The organism is Sphingomonas sp. SP5, from assembly GCF_058313455.1.
Genome location: NZ_JBZFLF010000006.1, coordinates 48,653 through 63,237, shown reverse-complemented (window position 1 = coordinate 63,237; position 14,585 = coordinate 48,653). Strand labels below are relative to the sequence as shown.

7 protein-coding genes and 1 tRNA gene are annotated in these 14,585 nt (G+C 67.1%); 6 read left to right on the top strand and 2 right to left on the bottom strand.

Annotated features, from left to right (window positions below):
• Positions 1-89 precede the first annotated feature (89 nt).
• Together AC4GY7_RS14755 and AC4GY7_RS14750 are read left to right on the top strand one after the other, a co-directional pair.
• Positions 90-2,036 (top strand): protein O-GlcNAcase, encoded by a 1,947-nt coding sequence (locus AC4GY7_RS14755; RefSeq protein WP_491115476.1) that lies wholly within the window; start codon positions 90-92, stop codon positions 2,034-2,036.
• Positions 2,037-2,105: 69 nt separating this feature from the next.
• Positions 2,106-3,917, top strand: coding sequence for a DUF885 domain-containing protein (locus AC4GY7_RS14750; RefSeq protein ID WP_491115474.1), 1,812 nt, complete (start codon positions 2,106-2,108; stop codon positions 3,915-3,917).
• A gap of 3 nt (positions 3,918-3,920) precedes the next feature.
• Here AC4GY7_RS14750 and AC4GY7_RS14745 read toward each other — a convergent pair whose 3' ends face one another.
• Complete coding sequence (locus tag AC4GY7_RS14745; protein ID WP_491115472.1) at positions 3,921-6,257, bottom strand: GH92 family glycosyl hydrolase; 2,337 nt, start codon at positions 6,255-6,257, stop codon at positions 3,921-3,923.
• Between the two features lie 92 nt (positions 6,258-6,349).
• Positions 6,350-6,436, bottom strand: a tRNA-Leu gene (locus tag AC4GY7_RS14740).
• A 107-nt stretch (positions 6,437-6,543) separates the two neighbouring features.
• Here AC4GY7_RS14740 and AC4GY7_RS14735 point away from each other — a divergent pair.
• The 4 genes from AC4GY7_RS14735 to gltB all read left to right on the top strand — a co-directional run bounded on the left by AC4GY7_RS14735 (position 6,544) and on the right by gltB (position 14,518).
• Positions 6,544-7,473, top strand: a complete 930-nt coding sequence (locus AC4GY7_RS14735) for a complex I NDUFA9 subunit family protein (protein ID WP_491115470.1) — start codon at positions 6,544-6,546, stop codon at positions 7,471-7,473.
• A gap of 79 nt (positions 7,474-7,552) precedes the next feature.
• Positions 7,553-8,362 carry an undecaprenyl-diphosphate phosphatase gene (locus tag AC4GY7_RS14730; RefSeq protein WP_491115468.1) on the top strand — a complete coding sequence of 270 codons (810 nt, stop codon included), beginning with the start codon at positions 7,553-7,555 and terminating at the stop codon, positions 8,360-8,362.
• A gap of 152 nt (positions 8,363-8,514) precedes the next feature.
• Entirely contained in the window at positions 8,515-9,948 is a 1,434-nt protein-coding gene (locus AC4GY7_RS14725) for an NAD(P)-dependent oxidoreductase (protein WP_491115466.1), read from the top strand.
• Positions 9,949-9,994: 46 nt separating this feature from the next.
• Positions 9,995-14,518, top strand: a complete 4,524-nt coding sequence (gene gltB / locus AC4GY7_RS14720; protein ID WP_491115464.1) for a glutamate synthase large subunit — start codon at positions 9,995-9,997, stop codon at positions 14,516-14,518.
• Positions 14,519-14,585: the final 67 nt, after the last annotated feature.

Here is a 14,585-nt window from a genome sequence, read left to right as displayed (position 1 = left end):
GCCGACCGGCAGGCGGTACAATCGTCGCGCTTGCCGCAGGCGGATCATCGGCTTAGTCGATAGTACCATTTTAATACCGGAGGCGGGGAATGATCCGACGTATCGCAACAGGCGGCAGGCTCGCACTGACGGTGGCCGCCGTGGCGCTGGCGCAGCCGGTGGCAGCGCAGGCGGTCCAGCCGACGACGCTGCCTGCGATCATCCCGACACCCGTCTCGATGACCTTGGGCAAGGGCAGCGTGGCGCTCGGCCGATCGGTGGTCCTGGTTGCCGCGCCCGGCACCGATCCGGCGACGGTGGCACTGGTACGCGCGATCCTGACCGAGGCTGGCGTGCAGGCGGTCACCTCCGCCCAACGCGTGGCCAAGGGCGGTGCGCAGACGCGCGTCGTCATCGGGGCCGCCGACGCCGCGATCGTACGCGACGCGCTGGCGCAGAGCGGTGCGGCGCCCGATGACCGGCCCGAAGGCTATACCATCGCCGTGACCGCAGGCGGTGGGGGCGGGGGGCTCATCACGCTCGCTGGCCGCGATGCCGACGGCCTGTTCCATGCCGCGCAGACGCTCCGCCAGCTGGTGCGCCGGCCGGCGGTGCCCGCGCTGGTGATCCGCGATCATCCCGCCATGCCGATCCGCGGCACCATCGAGGGGTTCTACGGTGCACCCTGGTCGATGGCGGACCGAACCAGCCATCTCGATTTCCTCGCCAGCGTAAAGGCCAACACCTACGTCTACAGCCCCAAGGACGATCCCTATGCCCGCGACCGCTGGCGTGAGGCTTATCCGGCGGCGACGTTGACGGCGCTCGGCACGCTGGCGCAGCGAGCGCGGGCCGATCACGTCGATTTCGTCTACGCCATCTCCCCCGGCCCCTCGATCTGCTTCTCCGATCCCGCCGATGCGGCGGCGCTTGAGCGCAAGTTCGACGCGTTGCGCGGCATCGGTATCCGCAGCTTCTACGTCGCGCTGGACGACATCGAATATACCAAGTGGAATTGCGAAGCGGACAAGGCGGCTTTCGGTGCCTCGGGCGCGGAGGCGGCGGGGATCGCCCAGTCCCGCCTGCTGAACGCAGTGCAGGCCGACCTGACGGCCAAGGATCCCAAGGCGCGGCCGCTCATCATGGTGCCGACCGAATATTACGATGCCAAGGACAGCCCCTACAAGGCGGCGTTGCGCAAGACGCTGGACCCGCGGATCGTAGTGCAATGGACCGGTACCGACGTGGTGCCGCCTGCGATCTCGATCCCCGATGCCAAGGCCGCGACCAAGGCCTTCGGGCGCAAGACGCTGCTGTGGGACAATTATCCGGTCAACGATTACGCCCAGTCCGCCGGTCGCCTGCTGCTGGCGCCCTATGCCAAGCGCGAGGCGGGGCTGTCCGGCGAATTGACCGGCATCCTGTCCAACCCGATGAACCAGGAGGCGCCGAGCCGGGTCGCGGTGGCGGGCGTGCTCGCCTTCGCGTGGAACGATGCCGGCTATGATGCGGACCTCACCTGGCATGCCGCGGCGCGCGACCTTGCCGGCGGGGACACGCGGGCGACGGCGGCGCTGCTCGCCTTCTTCGACACGCAGCATCTGGCCCCGACCTTCGGTAGCTATCCGTGGCAGGAGCAGGCGCCGCGATTGAAGGCGGTGCTGGACGGCGTGCGCGAACGGCTTGCCGATGGCGACGCCGATGCGCGGCGCCGGGCGATCACGGATCTCGCCGCCCAGGCCGATGCCCTCGCCGACGCGTCCGACATCATCCGGTCGGGCGTGGTCGATCCGGGCTTCGCGACGCAGGCACGGCCGTGGCTCGACGCGCTGCAGCTGTGGGGGCGGGCGTTGCAATTGACTGCGGCAGGCCTGGGCGCTGCCGATCAGGGCAATGCCGCCGCGGCCCGCTATTTCGCCGATGCCAAGCGACTGGCGGCACAGGCGGCGGCGGTTCAGACCATCCCCGGCGCCACGCGGTTCGGCGGGGCGGTCAAGATCGCGGATGGCGTGCTAGACCGGTTCATCGCCGATGCGCCGGGGCTGATCGCGTCTTGAGGTCGGGCGCCGTCGTGCTAGCGTGATCGGATCACGGGCGCGACGGCGTTCGAAAACAGGGGGCTTTTCATGCGTTTCGTCGTTGCTTTGCTGCTGTTGCCGGCCTTGCCGATCCTCCAGGCAAGCGCGCCGGTGCCGCTGGCGGCGGCCGATACCACGGCGCGCGATGCGGCACTGCTGCGTTTCCTCGACGCGGCGTTCGAGGAACAGCTGAGCCTCAGCCCGGAATCGCAGACGCAGCTTGGCCTCAAGACGCAATACGACCGGCTGGATGATTATACCGATGCGGGTGCCGCCCGCTCGCTCGCCCTGACGGAGCGGCAGCTACAGGCGATGCACGCCCAGTTCCGCCCCGACCAGCTCGGCGCAGGCGCACGCGTCAGCTACCGGTTGTTCGAATATGAGGCGGAGCGGGCGCGCCGCTCGGCCCGCTTCCGCAGGCTGAATTTCCCCGTTTCTACCAACGGCAGCCCGGCGGGCAACATTCCTGCCCTGCTCATCAACAACCACAAGGTCAATACGGTCGCCGACGCCCGCGCCTATATCGCACGGCTGCGCGACACCGATCGCGTGATGCGCGAAGTCGCGGCGCGGATGCGCGAACAGGCTGCTGCAGGCATCGTGCCCAACCGGGTGAACTTCGCTCCCGCCCGCGCGGATGCGAAGGCGATCATCACCGGCGCGCCGTTCGACGGCGGAGCGGACTCCACCCTGCTCGCCGATTTGCGCAAGAAGGTCGCCGCTCTCGAAGCACCCGCCGCAACCAAGGCGCAATTGATCGCCGACGCCACCGCCGCGCTGAAAGGGCCGTTCCGCCACGGTTACGACACGATGCTCGCCGCGCTCAATGCCATCGAGCCCTTGTCCACCGGCAATTACGGCGCCTGGCACCTGCCGGATGGGGCCGCCTTCTACGCGAACCAGCTCCAGAACGCGACCACCACCGATCTCACCGCCGACCAGATCCATGCGCTCGGCCTCGCCCAGGTCGCCGCGATCCGGCAGGAGATGGAGGCGATCAAGCGCGAGGTCGGTTTCACCGGTACGCTGGAGCAGTTCTTCGAGCGGGTGCGCACCGATCCGCAGTTCAAATATCCCAATACCGACGCCGGGCGGCAGCAATATCTCGCCGATGCACGCGGCGTGATCGCGACGGTAATGACGGCGGCCCCGCGCTACTTCCGCGTCCTGCCCAAGGCACCGTTGGAGGTGCGGGCGGTGGAGAAATGGCGCGAGCGCACCGCGTCCACCGCCTTCTACAACCCGCCCTCGGCGGACGGCACACGGCCCGGCATCTATTACGTCAATCTGGTCGACATGAACCAGACGCAGAAGGTGCAGGTCGCCGGCATCGCCGCGCATGAAGGCGCGCCGGGGCATCATTTCCAGATCGCCCGCCAGCAGGAATTGGTCGGTCTGCCCAAGTTCCGCAAGTACGGCGGCTATGGCGCCTATGTGGAAGGTTGGGGCCTCTATTCGGAGCGACTCGCGAACGAGATGGGCGTCTACAAGGCCCCCTATGCCCGGTTCGGCATGCTGTCGTTGCAGATGTGGCGCGCGATCCGGCTGGTGCTCGACACCGGCATTCACGCCAAGCGCTGGAACCGCGAGCAGGCGATCGCCTATTTCCGCGCCAACAGCTCGGTATCCGACACCGATATCGCGCGCGAGGTCGACCGCTATTTCAACTGGCCGGGACAGGCGACGAGCTACATGGTCGGCCAACTGCGCATCGCCGCCCTGCGCGACCGCGCCAGGCGCGAACTCGGCGACCGCTTCGATATCCGCGACTTTCACGAAGCGGTGCTGAACCAGGGCGCGCTGCCGCTCGACGTGCTCGACGAACAGGTGACGCGCTATATCGCGGCGGCGAAGCGATAGCCGCTACCGAGGGGCCCGCTCGGTCGACATGGAGTACGGCCGCGCGCGCGCGCTTCTTCCCCAGCGTGTGTTCGGCCGTGCCGCCATCGTGAAGCGCAGCTCTCCGCCAGCGCGCAGTTCCTCGTCGCGAAGATAGCTGCGGGTCAGCGCCACGCCGTTCAGCGTGACGCGCCCGACATAACGGTTGGCCGGCGACAATCCGTCGGCGACGACGGTGAAGCGCTTGCCGCCCGGCAGGTTCAGCACCGCGCGATCGACGAAGGGCAGACCGATCACATATTGGTTCGATCCCGGCGCGACGGGGTAGAAACCGAGCGTGGTGAAGACCAGCCAGGCGGACATCTGCCCGAGGTCGTCGTTGCCGGCGAGGCCATCGGGCGTCGGCTTGTATTGCGAACCGACGATCTCGGCCAGCCGCTCCTGCGTCCGCCACGGTGCACCGGCATAGGCGTAGAGATAGGCGACGTGATGGCTCGGTTCGTTGCCATGGATATATTGGCCGATCAGGCCGGCGATATCTTCGGCGTGGCTGTAGTCGAGCTTCGACGTGTCGAAGTCGAACATCCGGTCGAGCTTGGCGATCGTCGGCCTGTCGCCGCCGAGCAGGCGGATGAGGCCGGCCTGATCCTGCGGCATGAACCAGCTGTATTGCCAGGCATTGCCCTCGGTATAATCCGATCCGTAGTTGATCGCGGTCGGATCGAACGGCGTGCGGAACGCGCCGGTGGACAAGCGCGCGCGCAGCCAGCCGGTTTTCGCATCGAAGCTGTTGCGCCAGTTGCCGGCGCGCTTTTCGAAGCGATCGGCGATTTCCGTCCGCCCCATCGCCCGCGCCATCCGGGCGATGGTCCAGTCGTCATAGGCATATTCGACCGTCTTGGACGCCGCCTCCGGCTCCTTGTCGATCGGTACGTAGCCGTGCGCCATATAGTCGCCGAGCCCGCCGTAGGGCGCATAGCTGGCGCTTGCGACCATGGCATTGAGCGCGGCATCGGCGTCGAAGCCACGGATACCCTTCAGATAGGCATCGGCGATCACTGGCGCGGCATGATAGCCGATCATCGTCCACGTCTCGCGCCCGGCGAACTGCCACACCGGCAGGATGCCATAGGGGCTGTCGCGGCGGCTCTCGATCAGGGAGCGTACGACGTCACGCGTCGTCTCGGCCGGCTGCACCAGCGTCAGCAACGGATGCTCGGCGCGGAACGTGTCCCACAGCGAAAAGGTAGACCGGAAGGTGAAGCCGTCGGCGGTGTGCACCTGATCGTCCGGTCCGCGATAACGGCCGTCGGCATCGCTCCATATGCTCGGGGCGAGCAGGGCATGATAGAGCGCGGTGTAGACGGTGCGGCGCATCGGGGCAGGGGCGGTGATCTCCACCGCGCCCAGCGCCTGCGTCCACGCCGCCGTCGTCTTCGCACGCACCGCATCGAAGCCGCCCGGCTCGGCATCGAGGTTGGCCACCGCCGCCGTCTCATCGACGCCCGACAGCGCGACCCGCACCTCCAGCGGCGCGGCGAGGGTACCGAAGTCGAGCTGCGCCTCAAGCGCACGACCAAGCTTCTCCGCCACGGCATCGCTGCCGCGCCCGGGTCCCTGGAATCCCTTGTAGGTGACGGCGGCGTCGCGATCGACGAACCGATGGCCGACCAGCGGAGCCGAAAAGCGCATCGCGAAGAACAGCTTGCGCCCTGGCGCCCAACCACGCGTCTCGCGGAAACCGGTCAGCGTGCCGTCGGGTCGCAGGTGCAGCCCCGACCACAGCACCTTGCCGGGATAATTATAAAGCGACGATCGCAGGTCGATCAGCAGATGCGCCGCTCGCCCTGCGGGAAAGGCGTAGCGATGGACGCCGATGCGCGTGCCCGCCGTCAGCTCGGCGCGGATGCCGTGATCGGCCAGCGTCACTGCATAATAGCCGGGATGCGCCACCTCGCTCGCATGATCGAATCGCGAGCGATAGCCGGAGCCCGGCTTGGCCGGATCGCCGGGATCGAGCGTTACGGTATCACCCGCCTGCGGCATCACCAGCACGTCGCCGAGATCGGAATGGCCCGCGCCCGAAAAATGCGTGTGACTGAAACCCTGGATCGTCGGGTCTTCGTACCGATAGCCGGCGGCATGGCCGTAACAGGCGCGGATCTCGCAGCCGGTGTCGGTATCTGGCGACAGTTGCACCATGCCGAACGGGGCGGTGGGGCCGGGAAACGTATGCCCCTCACCGCCGGTGCCGATCATCGGATCGACCGCCTCGATCGGCGGAACCACGCTCTGCGCAAACGCGGCGGTGGCGAGCGGCAGGACGATAACGGCGGCGGCAAGGCGGAGGGATCGGCGCATGCCGCAGCCTAAGCCGCTGTTCCCAATTGCGGAAGGGCGGCAAACACTGGGTTTTCCGTAAACCCCTCCGGATCGATCCGGAGGGAAGAAAATGGTGCCCAGAAGAGGACTCGAACCTCCACGACCTTGCGATCGCCAGCACCTGAAGCTGGTGCGTCTACCAATTCCGCCATCTGGGCACGGGGTAGGCGGCGGCCTTTAGGGGGCGTTCCACACGCTTGTCAACACGGGTTTCGCGGGGCAATGGGCGGATTGTCAGCAAAGCGACGAAAAAAAGGCCCGTGCGATGAAGGACAAGCTGGTTACGATCTTCGGCGGCGGCGGTTTCGTCGGCCGCTACGTGGTGCAGGCGCTGCTGCGCGGTGGCGCGCGAGTGCGCATCGCCGAGCGCGATCCGCGCCACGCCTGGTTCCTCAAGCCGCTCGGTGGCCTCGGCCAGACGCAGTTCGTCGCCGCCGACGTGACGCTGCCCGACACCGTGCGCCGCGCGGTCAACGGTGCCGATGCGGTCATCAACATGGTCGGGGTGCTCGCGGGCGACTTCGAGCGGCTGCACGTCACCGGCGCGCGCAATGTCGCCGAGGCGGCGGCGGCACTGGGCGTCGAGACGCTGGTGCAGGTGTCCGCGATCGGTGCCGATCCTGCCGCGCCGTCGGGATATGGCAGCAGCAAGGGGCGCGGCGAGGAGGCGGTGCGCGCGGCCTTCCCCGGTGCCGCCATCGTCCGTCCATCGATCGTGTTCGGCCGGGAGGACCAGTTCATCAATCGTTTCGCCGCGATGATCGCGCGCGCGCCGATTGTGCCGGTGCTGCGCGCGGGCGTGAAGTTCCAGCCGGTGTTCGCCGGGGATGTCGGCGATGCGGTGGCGGCGGCGACCGACGCGCGCTTCGCCGGACAGACCTTCGAGCTGGGCGGTCCCGATGTCATGTCCATGGGGGAGATCATCCGCTGGATCGCCGCGACGCTCGGCCGCTCGCCCTCCATCGTCGAACTGCCGGACGGCGCTGGCGCACTGCTCGCCAGGCTGCCGTTCGCGCCGATCACGCAGGATCAGTGGCTGATGCTCCAGCGCGACAACGTCGTTGCGGCAGGTACGCCGGGGCTGGCCGACCTGGGCATCGTGTCCGAACCGCTGTCGTCGATCGCGCCGGACTATCTGGTGCGTTTCCGCAAATCCGGTCGCTTCGGCCGGCGCAGCGAGACGCTGGCGGCCTGATCCACGGCGCGGCGGGTTAGGCGTTTCCCTATCGGGTCCGCCGCCTTATGGCGGCGGACCTGTTTGTTAGGGGACCATTGTGAACGACCTGATCGCCGCCATCATCCTCGGCATCGTCGAGGGGGTCACCGAATTCCTGCCCGTCTCCTCGACCGGGCACCTGATCCTCGCCGGTGCGCTGCTCGGTTATGACGATGCGCGCTGGCAGCTGTTCAACATCGTGATTCAACTTGGGGCTATCCTGGCGGTGGTGGTACTCTACTGGCGGACGTTCTGGACCGTCATCACCGGCCTGATCCGTCGCGACGAGGGATCCATGCGGTTCGTGCGCAACCTGCTGATCGCCTTCATCCCCGCGGCGGTGATCGGCGTCCTTGCCAAGAAGCATATCGAGGCGCTGCTGCTGCAGCCCAAGGTGGTCGCGGTGGCGCTGATCGTCGGCGGTGTCGCCATCCTGGTGATCGAACGGCTGGTGAAGCCGGGGACGGTGCGCGGCATCGCGGCCGTCTCGGCCAAGACGTCGCTGGGGGTCGGCTTCATCCAGTGCCTGGCGATGATCCCAGGCGTCAGCCGCTCGGGCGCGACGATCCTCGGCGCGCTGTCGCTGGGCGTCGAGCGGCGCACCGCGGCGGAATTCAGCTTCTTTCTTGCCATTCCGACGATGCTCGGCGCGAGCGTCGTGGAGACGGCAGGGCATATGGATGCGATCCGCAGCGGCAGCAGCGTCGGCCCCATCGAAATCGCCGCAGGCTTCCTCGTGTCGTTCGTCGTCGCGCTGCTCGTGGTCCGCTGGTTTGTCGGGATAGTCGGCCGTCACGGGTTCGGCCCCTTCGCATGGTATCGGATCGTCGTCGGCGGGGTCGCACTGGCGCTGCTCACCACTCACTAATACCGATACGGTCGTATATTTTGGTTGAATGGTGTAGCGAGGTCCTCGACTGACTGTGCAATGATATTATTAGGACATCACTATTGACATAAACGTCACTTTTAGGATGACAGGGTGGCGGCAACGCAATATCCCGCACTTCGGAGGCGGGTATGGCGAACGATTCTATGCTGAAATTCGTAAGGTGCGAGCAGGCCTATCCGGCCAAGCGTGCCGCAGACGATCGTGCGGAGGACTTCCGCGAGATCGCCGCGCGCTATGCTCCGCCCGCGGCCGAGGATCAGGCGAGTCGCTGCTCGCAATGCGGCGTCCCCTATTGCTCGGTGCACTGCCCCCTGCACAACCATATCCCCGATTGGCTCAGGCTGACTGCGGAAGGACGGCTGCGGGAGGCGTACGAACTCAGTAACGCCACCTCGACCATGCCGGAAATCTGCGGTCGCATCTGTCCGCAGGACCGTTTGTGCGAAGGCAATTGCGTGATCGAGTTCACCGGCCACGGCGCGGTGACGATCGGATCGGTCGAAAAGTTCATCACCGACACCGCCTGGGAAGAGGGCTGGGTGGAGCCGCTGGTGCCGGGTCCCGCACGCGGCCAGTCGGTGGCGGTGATCGGGGCCGGGCCGGCTGGGCTCTCCGCGGCGGAATATCTGCGCGGCAACGGTTACGAGGTGCATGTCTACGACCGGCACGATCGTGCGGGCGGACTGCTGACCTATGGCATCCCCGGCTTCAAGCTGGAGAAGCCGGTGGTCATGCGCCGCGTCGAACGGCTGAAGGCAGGCGGTATCGTCTTCCACGAAGGGTTTGGCGTCGGCGAGCAGGCGAGCCTCGACGACCTGCGCCGCCAGCATGATGCGGTGCTGATCGCAACCGGCGTCTATCGCGCCCGCGCACTGGACGTGGCGGGCGGCGACGACAATCGCGTGGTCGCGGCGCTCGACTATCTGATCGCCTCCAATCGCAAGGGCTTCGGCGACGCGGTGCCTGCGTTCGACCAGGGGCAGCTCGACGCCGCGGGCAAGCATGTCGTGGTGATCGGCGGCGGCGACACCGCGATGGATTGCGTGCGCACCGCGATCCGTCAGGGCGCCGCCAGCGTGAAGTGCCTCTACCGGCGCGATCGCACCAACATGCCGGGCAGTCAGCGCGAAGTGACCAACGCCGAAGAGGAAGGCGCGGAGTTCGTCTGGCTCTCCGCGCCCGCCGCGTTCGACGCGGACGGCACGGTGCGCGCACGCAAGATGCGTCTCGGCGCACCCGATGCGAGCGGCCGACGCGCGCCGGAAGCCGATCCCAGCGGCGACTTCACCCTCCATGCCGACCTCGTCGTCAAGGCGCTGGGCTTCGATGCCGAGGACCTGCCGACGCTGTTCGGCGTGCCGGAGCTGGGCGTCAGCCGCTGGGGCACGGTGCTGGTCGACGGCAAGACGCTGATGACCAGCCTCGACGGCGTGTTCGCTGCCGGCGACATCGTCCGCGGCGCCAGCCTGGTGGTCTGGGCGATCCGCGACGGCCGCGATGTCGCCGCGACGATGCACAAGTGGCTGAAGGCGCGGGCAAAGGCCGGCAAAGTCGCCGCCTGACACGCCGCTTTCAATGATGACGCCAGATAAGAAGGCGACCGGACCGATGACCGACGCGATGAAAACCGACCAGCGCCAGTATCTTGCCGAACATGGCATGTACCGCCCCGACACCGAGGGCGATGCCTGTGGCGTCGGGCTCGTCGCCGCGACCGATGGGCGCGCGTCGCGGCGCGTCGTGCAGTCGGCGGTCGATGCGCTGAAAGCCGTTTGGCATCGTGGCGCGGTCGACGCCGACGGCAAGACCGGCGATGGCGCGGGGATCCACATCGATCTGCCGCATCGCTTCTTCGACGATGCGGTGGTCGCGTCGGGGCACAAGGTGCTGCCGAATCGGCTGGCGGTCGGCATGATCTTCCTGCCGCGTACCGATCTCGGCGCGCAGGAAAGCTGCCGCACGATCGTGGAGAGCGCGATCATCGAGGCGGGCTACACCATCTACGGCTGGCGGCAGGTGCCGGTCGACGTCTCCGTCATCGGCCTGAAGGCGCAGGCGACCCGGCCGGAGATCGAGCAGATCATGATCGCCGGGCCGCTGCCGGACGAGGTGAGTGCGGGGGAATTTGAGAAAAATCTCTATCTCGTCCGGCGGCGGATCGAAAAGCGGGTGATCGCGGCCCAGATTCAGGGTTTCTACGTCTGCTCGCTGAGCTGCCGCTCGATCGTCTACAAGGGGCTGTTCCTCGCCGAATCGCTGTCGGTCTTCTATCCCGATCTGCAGGACCAGCGGTTCGAGAGCCGCGTCGCGATCTTTCACCAGCGCTATTCCACCAACACCTTCCCGCAATGGTGGCTCGCCCAGCCGTTCCGCTGCCTCGCCCATAACGGCGAGATCAACACGGTGCGCGGCAACAAGAACTGGATGCTCAGCCACGAAATCCGCATGGCGAGCCTCGCGTTCGGCGAACATTCGGAAGACATCAAGCCGGTGATCCCGGCGGGCGCGTCCGACACGGCGGCGCTGGATGCGGTGTTCGAGACGATCTGCCGTTCGGGACGCGATGCACCCACCGCCAAGATCATGCTGGTGCCCGAGGCCTGGCAGAAGGACACCGACGTCCCCGCCGATCATGCCGCGATGTACCAGTATCTCGCCTCCGTCATGGAGCCATGGGACGGCCCGGCCGCGCTCGCCATGACCGATGGGCGCTGGGCGGTGGCCGGCGTCGACCGCAACGCGCTGCGCCCGCTGCGCTATACCCGCACCTCCGACGGGCTGCTGATCGTCGGGTCGGAAACCGGCATGGTCGTCGTCCCCGAATCGACCGTGGTCGCCAAGGGGCGGCTGGGACCGGGGCAGATGATCGCCGTGGACCTGGACGAAGGCCGCGTCTTCTCCGACCGCGAGGTGAAGGACCGGATCGCGTCGGAGCATGACTATGCGGCGATGATCGGCGAATTCCACACGCTGGACGATCTGCCCGACGTGCCCGACGCCGTGGTCCGCTACGACCGCGCGGGGCTCGCCCGGCGCCAGGTCGCGGCGGGGCAGACGCTGGAGGACATGGAGCTGATCCTGTCGCCGATGGTGGAGACGGGCAAGGAAGCCGTCGGCTCGATGGGCGACGATACGCCGCTGGCGGTCATCAGCGACAAGCCGCGGCTCATCAGCCAGTTCTTCCGCCAGAACTTCAGCCAGGTGACCAACCCGCCGATCGATTCGCTGCGCGAACGCTATGTCATGTCGCTCAAGACGCGGTTCGGCAATCTTGCCAACATCCTCGATACCGAGGATCAGCGCGACCGCGTGCTGGTGCTCGATTCGCCGGTACTGACGGGCCAGCATTGGGCGCGGCTGAAGGCGCATTTCGCCCGCACCACGACCGAGATCGACTGCACCTTCGACGCCGATGGCGGCCCCGAAAAGCTGCGCGCCGCGATCCAGCGCATCCGCAACGAGGCCGAGCAGGCGGTGCGGCAGGGCAAGAGCGAGCTGTTCCTGACCGACGAGCATGTGTCGGAGGGGCGGATCGCCATCGCCGGCGTGCTGGCGGTGGCGGCGGTGCACACGCACCTCGTCCGCCGCGGCCTGCGCTCCTATGCGTCGATCAACGTGCGCTCGGCGGAATGCCTCGACACGCATTATTATGCGGTGCTGATCGGCGTCGGCGCGACGACGGTGAACGCCTATCTGGCCGAAGCCGCCATCGCTGACCGGCAGGCGCGGGGGCTGTTTGGCGACCTGCCGCTCGACGAGTGCCTGAAGCGGCATCGCCATGCGATCGAGGAGGGATTGCTCAAGATCATGAGCAAGATGGGGATCGCGGTGATCTCCTCCTATCGCGGCGGGTATAATTTCGAGGCGGTGGGCCTGTCGCGCAGCCTCGTCAACGACCTGTTCCCCGGCATGCCGGCCAAGATCTCGGGCGAGGGCTATGCCTCGCTGCATCATTCGGCGATGGTGCGTCACGAGCTGGCCTGGGACGAAGGCGTCGCGAAGCTGCCGATCGGCGGCTTCTACCGTCAGCGTCATACCGGTGAGACGCATGCCTATTCGGCGCAGCTGATGCACCTGTTGCAGACGGCGGTGTCGACCGACAGTTATACCAGTTACCTGCAGTTCAGCCGCGGCGTCGCCGACCTGCCGCCGGTGTATCTGCGCGACCTGTTGCAGTTCAACTTCCCCAACGAAGGCGTGCCGGTCGACCAGGTCGAGGCGATCACCGAAATCCGCAAGCGCTTCGTCACGCCGGGCATGTCGCTGGGTGCGCTTTCGCCAGAGGCGCACGAGACGCTGGCGATCGCGATGAACCGCATCGGCGCCAAGGCGGTGTCGGGCGAGGGCGGCGAGGACACCGTCCGCTTCAAGCCCTACGAGAATGGCGACAACGCCAATTCGACGATCAAGCAGATCGCCAGCGGCCGGTTCGGCGTGACCGCCGAATATCTCAACGCGTGCGAGGAAATCGAGATCAAGGTCGCGCAGGGCGCCAAGCCCGGCGAGGGCGGGCAGCTGCCCGGCTTCAAGGTGACCGAGTTCATCGCCAAGCTGCGTCACGCGACCCCGGGCGTCACGCTCATCAGCCCGCCGCCGCACCACGACATCTATTCGATCGAAGACCTGGCGCAGCTGATCTACGACCTCAAGCAGATCAACCCGCGTGCACGCGTGTGCGTGAAGCTGGTCAGCTCGTCGGGCATCGGCACCGTCGCCGCCGGCGTGGCGAAGGCGCATGCCGACGTGATCCTGGTCGCCGGCCATGTCGGCGGCACCGGCGCGTCCCCGCAGACCAGCGTCAAATATGCCGGCACGCCCTGGGAAATGGGCCTGTCCGAGGTCAATCAGGTGCTTACCCTCAACGGCCTGCGCGGCCGCGTCCGCCTGAGGACCGATGGTGGGCTCAAGACCGGGCGCGACATCGTCATCGCCGCGATCCTCGGTGCGGAGGAATTCGGCATCGGCACGTTGAGCCTTGTCGCGATGGGCTGCATCATGGTGCGCCAGTGCCATAGCAACACCTGCCCGGTCGGCGTCTGCACGCAGGACCAGGGCTTACGCGACAAGTTCGTCGGCACGCCCGAAAAGGTCATCAACCTGATGACCTTCATCGCCGAAGAGGTACGCGACATTCTGGCGCGGCTGGGGGTGCGCAGCCTGGACGAGGTGATCGGGCGGACCGAATTCCTGCGCCAGGTGAGCCGCGGTGCCGAGCATCTCGACGACCTCGATCTCAACCCGATCCTCGCCAAGGTCGATGCGACCGACGCCGAACGACGCTTTTCGCTCAGCACCTTCCGCAACGAGGTACCCGACAGCCTGGATGCGCAGATCATCAAGGATGCCGCCGCCGTGTTCAGCCGCGGCGAGAAGATGCAGCTCACCTATTCGGTGCGCAACACGCACCGCGCGGTCGGCACGCGGCTGTCGAGCGAGATCACGCGGCGCTTCGGCATGAGCAAACTGAGCGATGGTCACGTCACCATCCGGCTGCGCGGTTCCGCCGGGCAGTCGCTCGGCGCGTTCCTGTGCCGCGGCATCACGCTGGAGGTGTTCGGCGATGCCAACGATTACGTCGGCAAGGGGCTGTCGGGCGGCACCATCGTGCTGCGTCCCGCCGTCTCATCGCCACTGGCGAGCCAGGATAATACCATCCTCGGCAATACGGTGCTCTACGGCGCGACCTCCGGCACGCTGCTGGCGGCGGGGCAGGCGGGCGAGCGGTTCGCGGTGCGCAATTCGGGCGCGACCGTGGTGGTCGAGGGCTGCGGCGCCAATGGCTGCGAATATATGACCGGCGGCGTTGCGGTGCTGCTGGGCGAGGTGGGCCAGAATTTCGGCGCGGGCATGACCGGCGGCATGGCCTTCGTCTACGATCCCGAGGGCGCGTTCGAACGGCGCGCCAATCCCGAGAGCATCGTCTGGCAGCGCCTCGCCTCGGCGCATTGGGAAGGCGTGCTGAAGGCGCTGGTCGAGCGCCATGCCAAGGCGACCGACAGCAAATGGTCGAAGGGCCTGCTCGCCGACTGGGATCGCATCGCCGGCGATTTCTGGCAGGTGATCCCGAAGGAAATGCTGTCGCGGCAGACGCACCCGCTCGACGATACGGTGGAGGCGGTGGCGGCGGAGTAAACGCGCCGCGTCTTCCTCTGCCTGCTCCAATCTATCGGAGCGAACGGCGGAAGACGCGTCCCGTAGA

Excerpts from the sequence above, each read along its gene's own strand:
- AC4GY7_RS14755 (WP_491115476.1), top strand. The coding sequence starts at position 90 with ATGATCCGACGTATCGCAACAGGCGGCAGGCTCGCACTGACGGTGGCC.
- AC4GY7_RS14750 (WP_491115474.1), top strand. The coding sequence starts at position 2,106 with ATGCGTTTCGTCGTTGCTTTGCTGCTGTTGCCGGCCTTGCCGATCCTC.
- AC4GY7_RS14745 (WP_491115472.1), bottom strand. The coding sequence starts at position 6,257 with ATGCGCCGATCCCTCCGCCTTGCCGCCGCCGTTATCGTCCTGCCGCTC.
- AC4GY7_RS14735 (WP_491115470.1), top strand. The coding sequence starts at position 6,544 with ATGAAGGACAAGCTGGTTACGATCTTCGGCGGCGGCGGTTTCGTCGGC.
- AC4GY7_RS14725 (WP_491115466.1), top strand. The coding sequence starts at position 8,515 with ATGGCGAACGATTCTATGCTGAAATTCGTAAGGTGCGAGCAGGCCTAT.
- gltB (WP_491115464.1), top strand. The coding sequence starts at position 9,995 with ATGACCGACGCGATGAAAACCGACCAGCGCCAGTATCTTGCCGAACAT.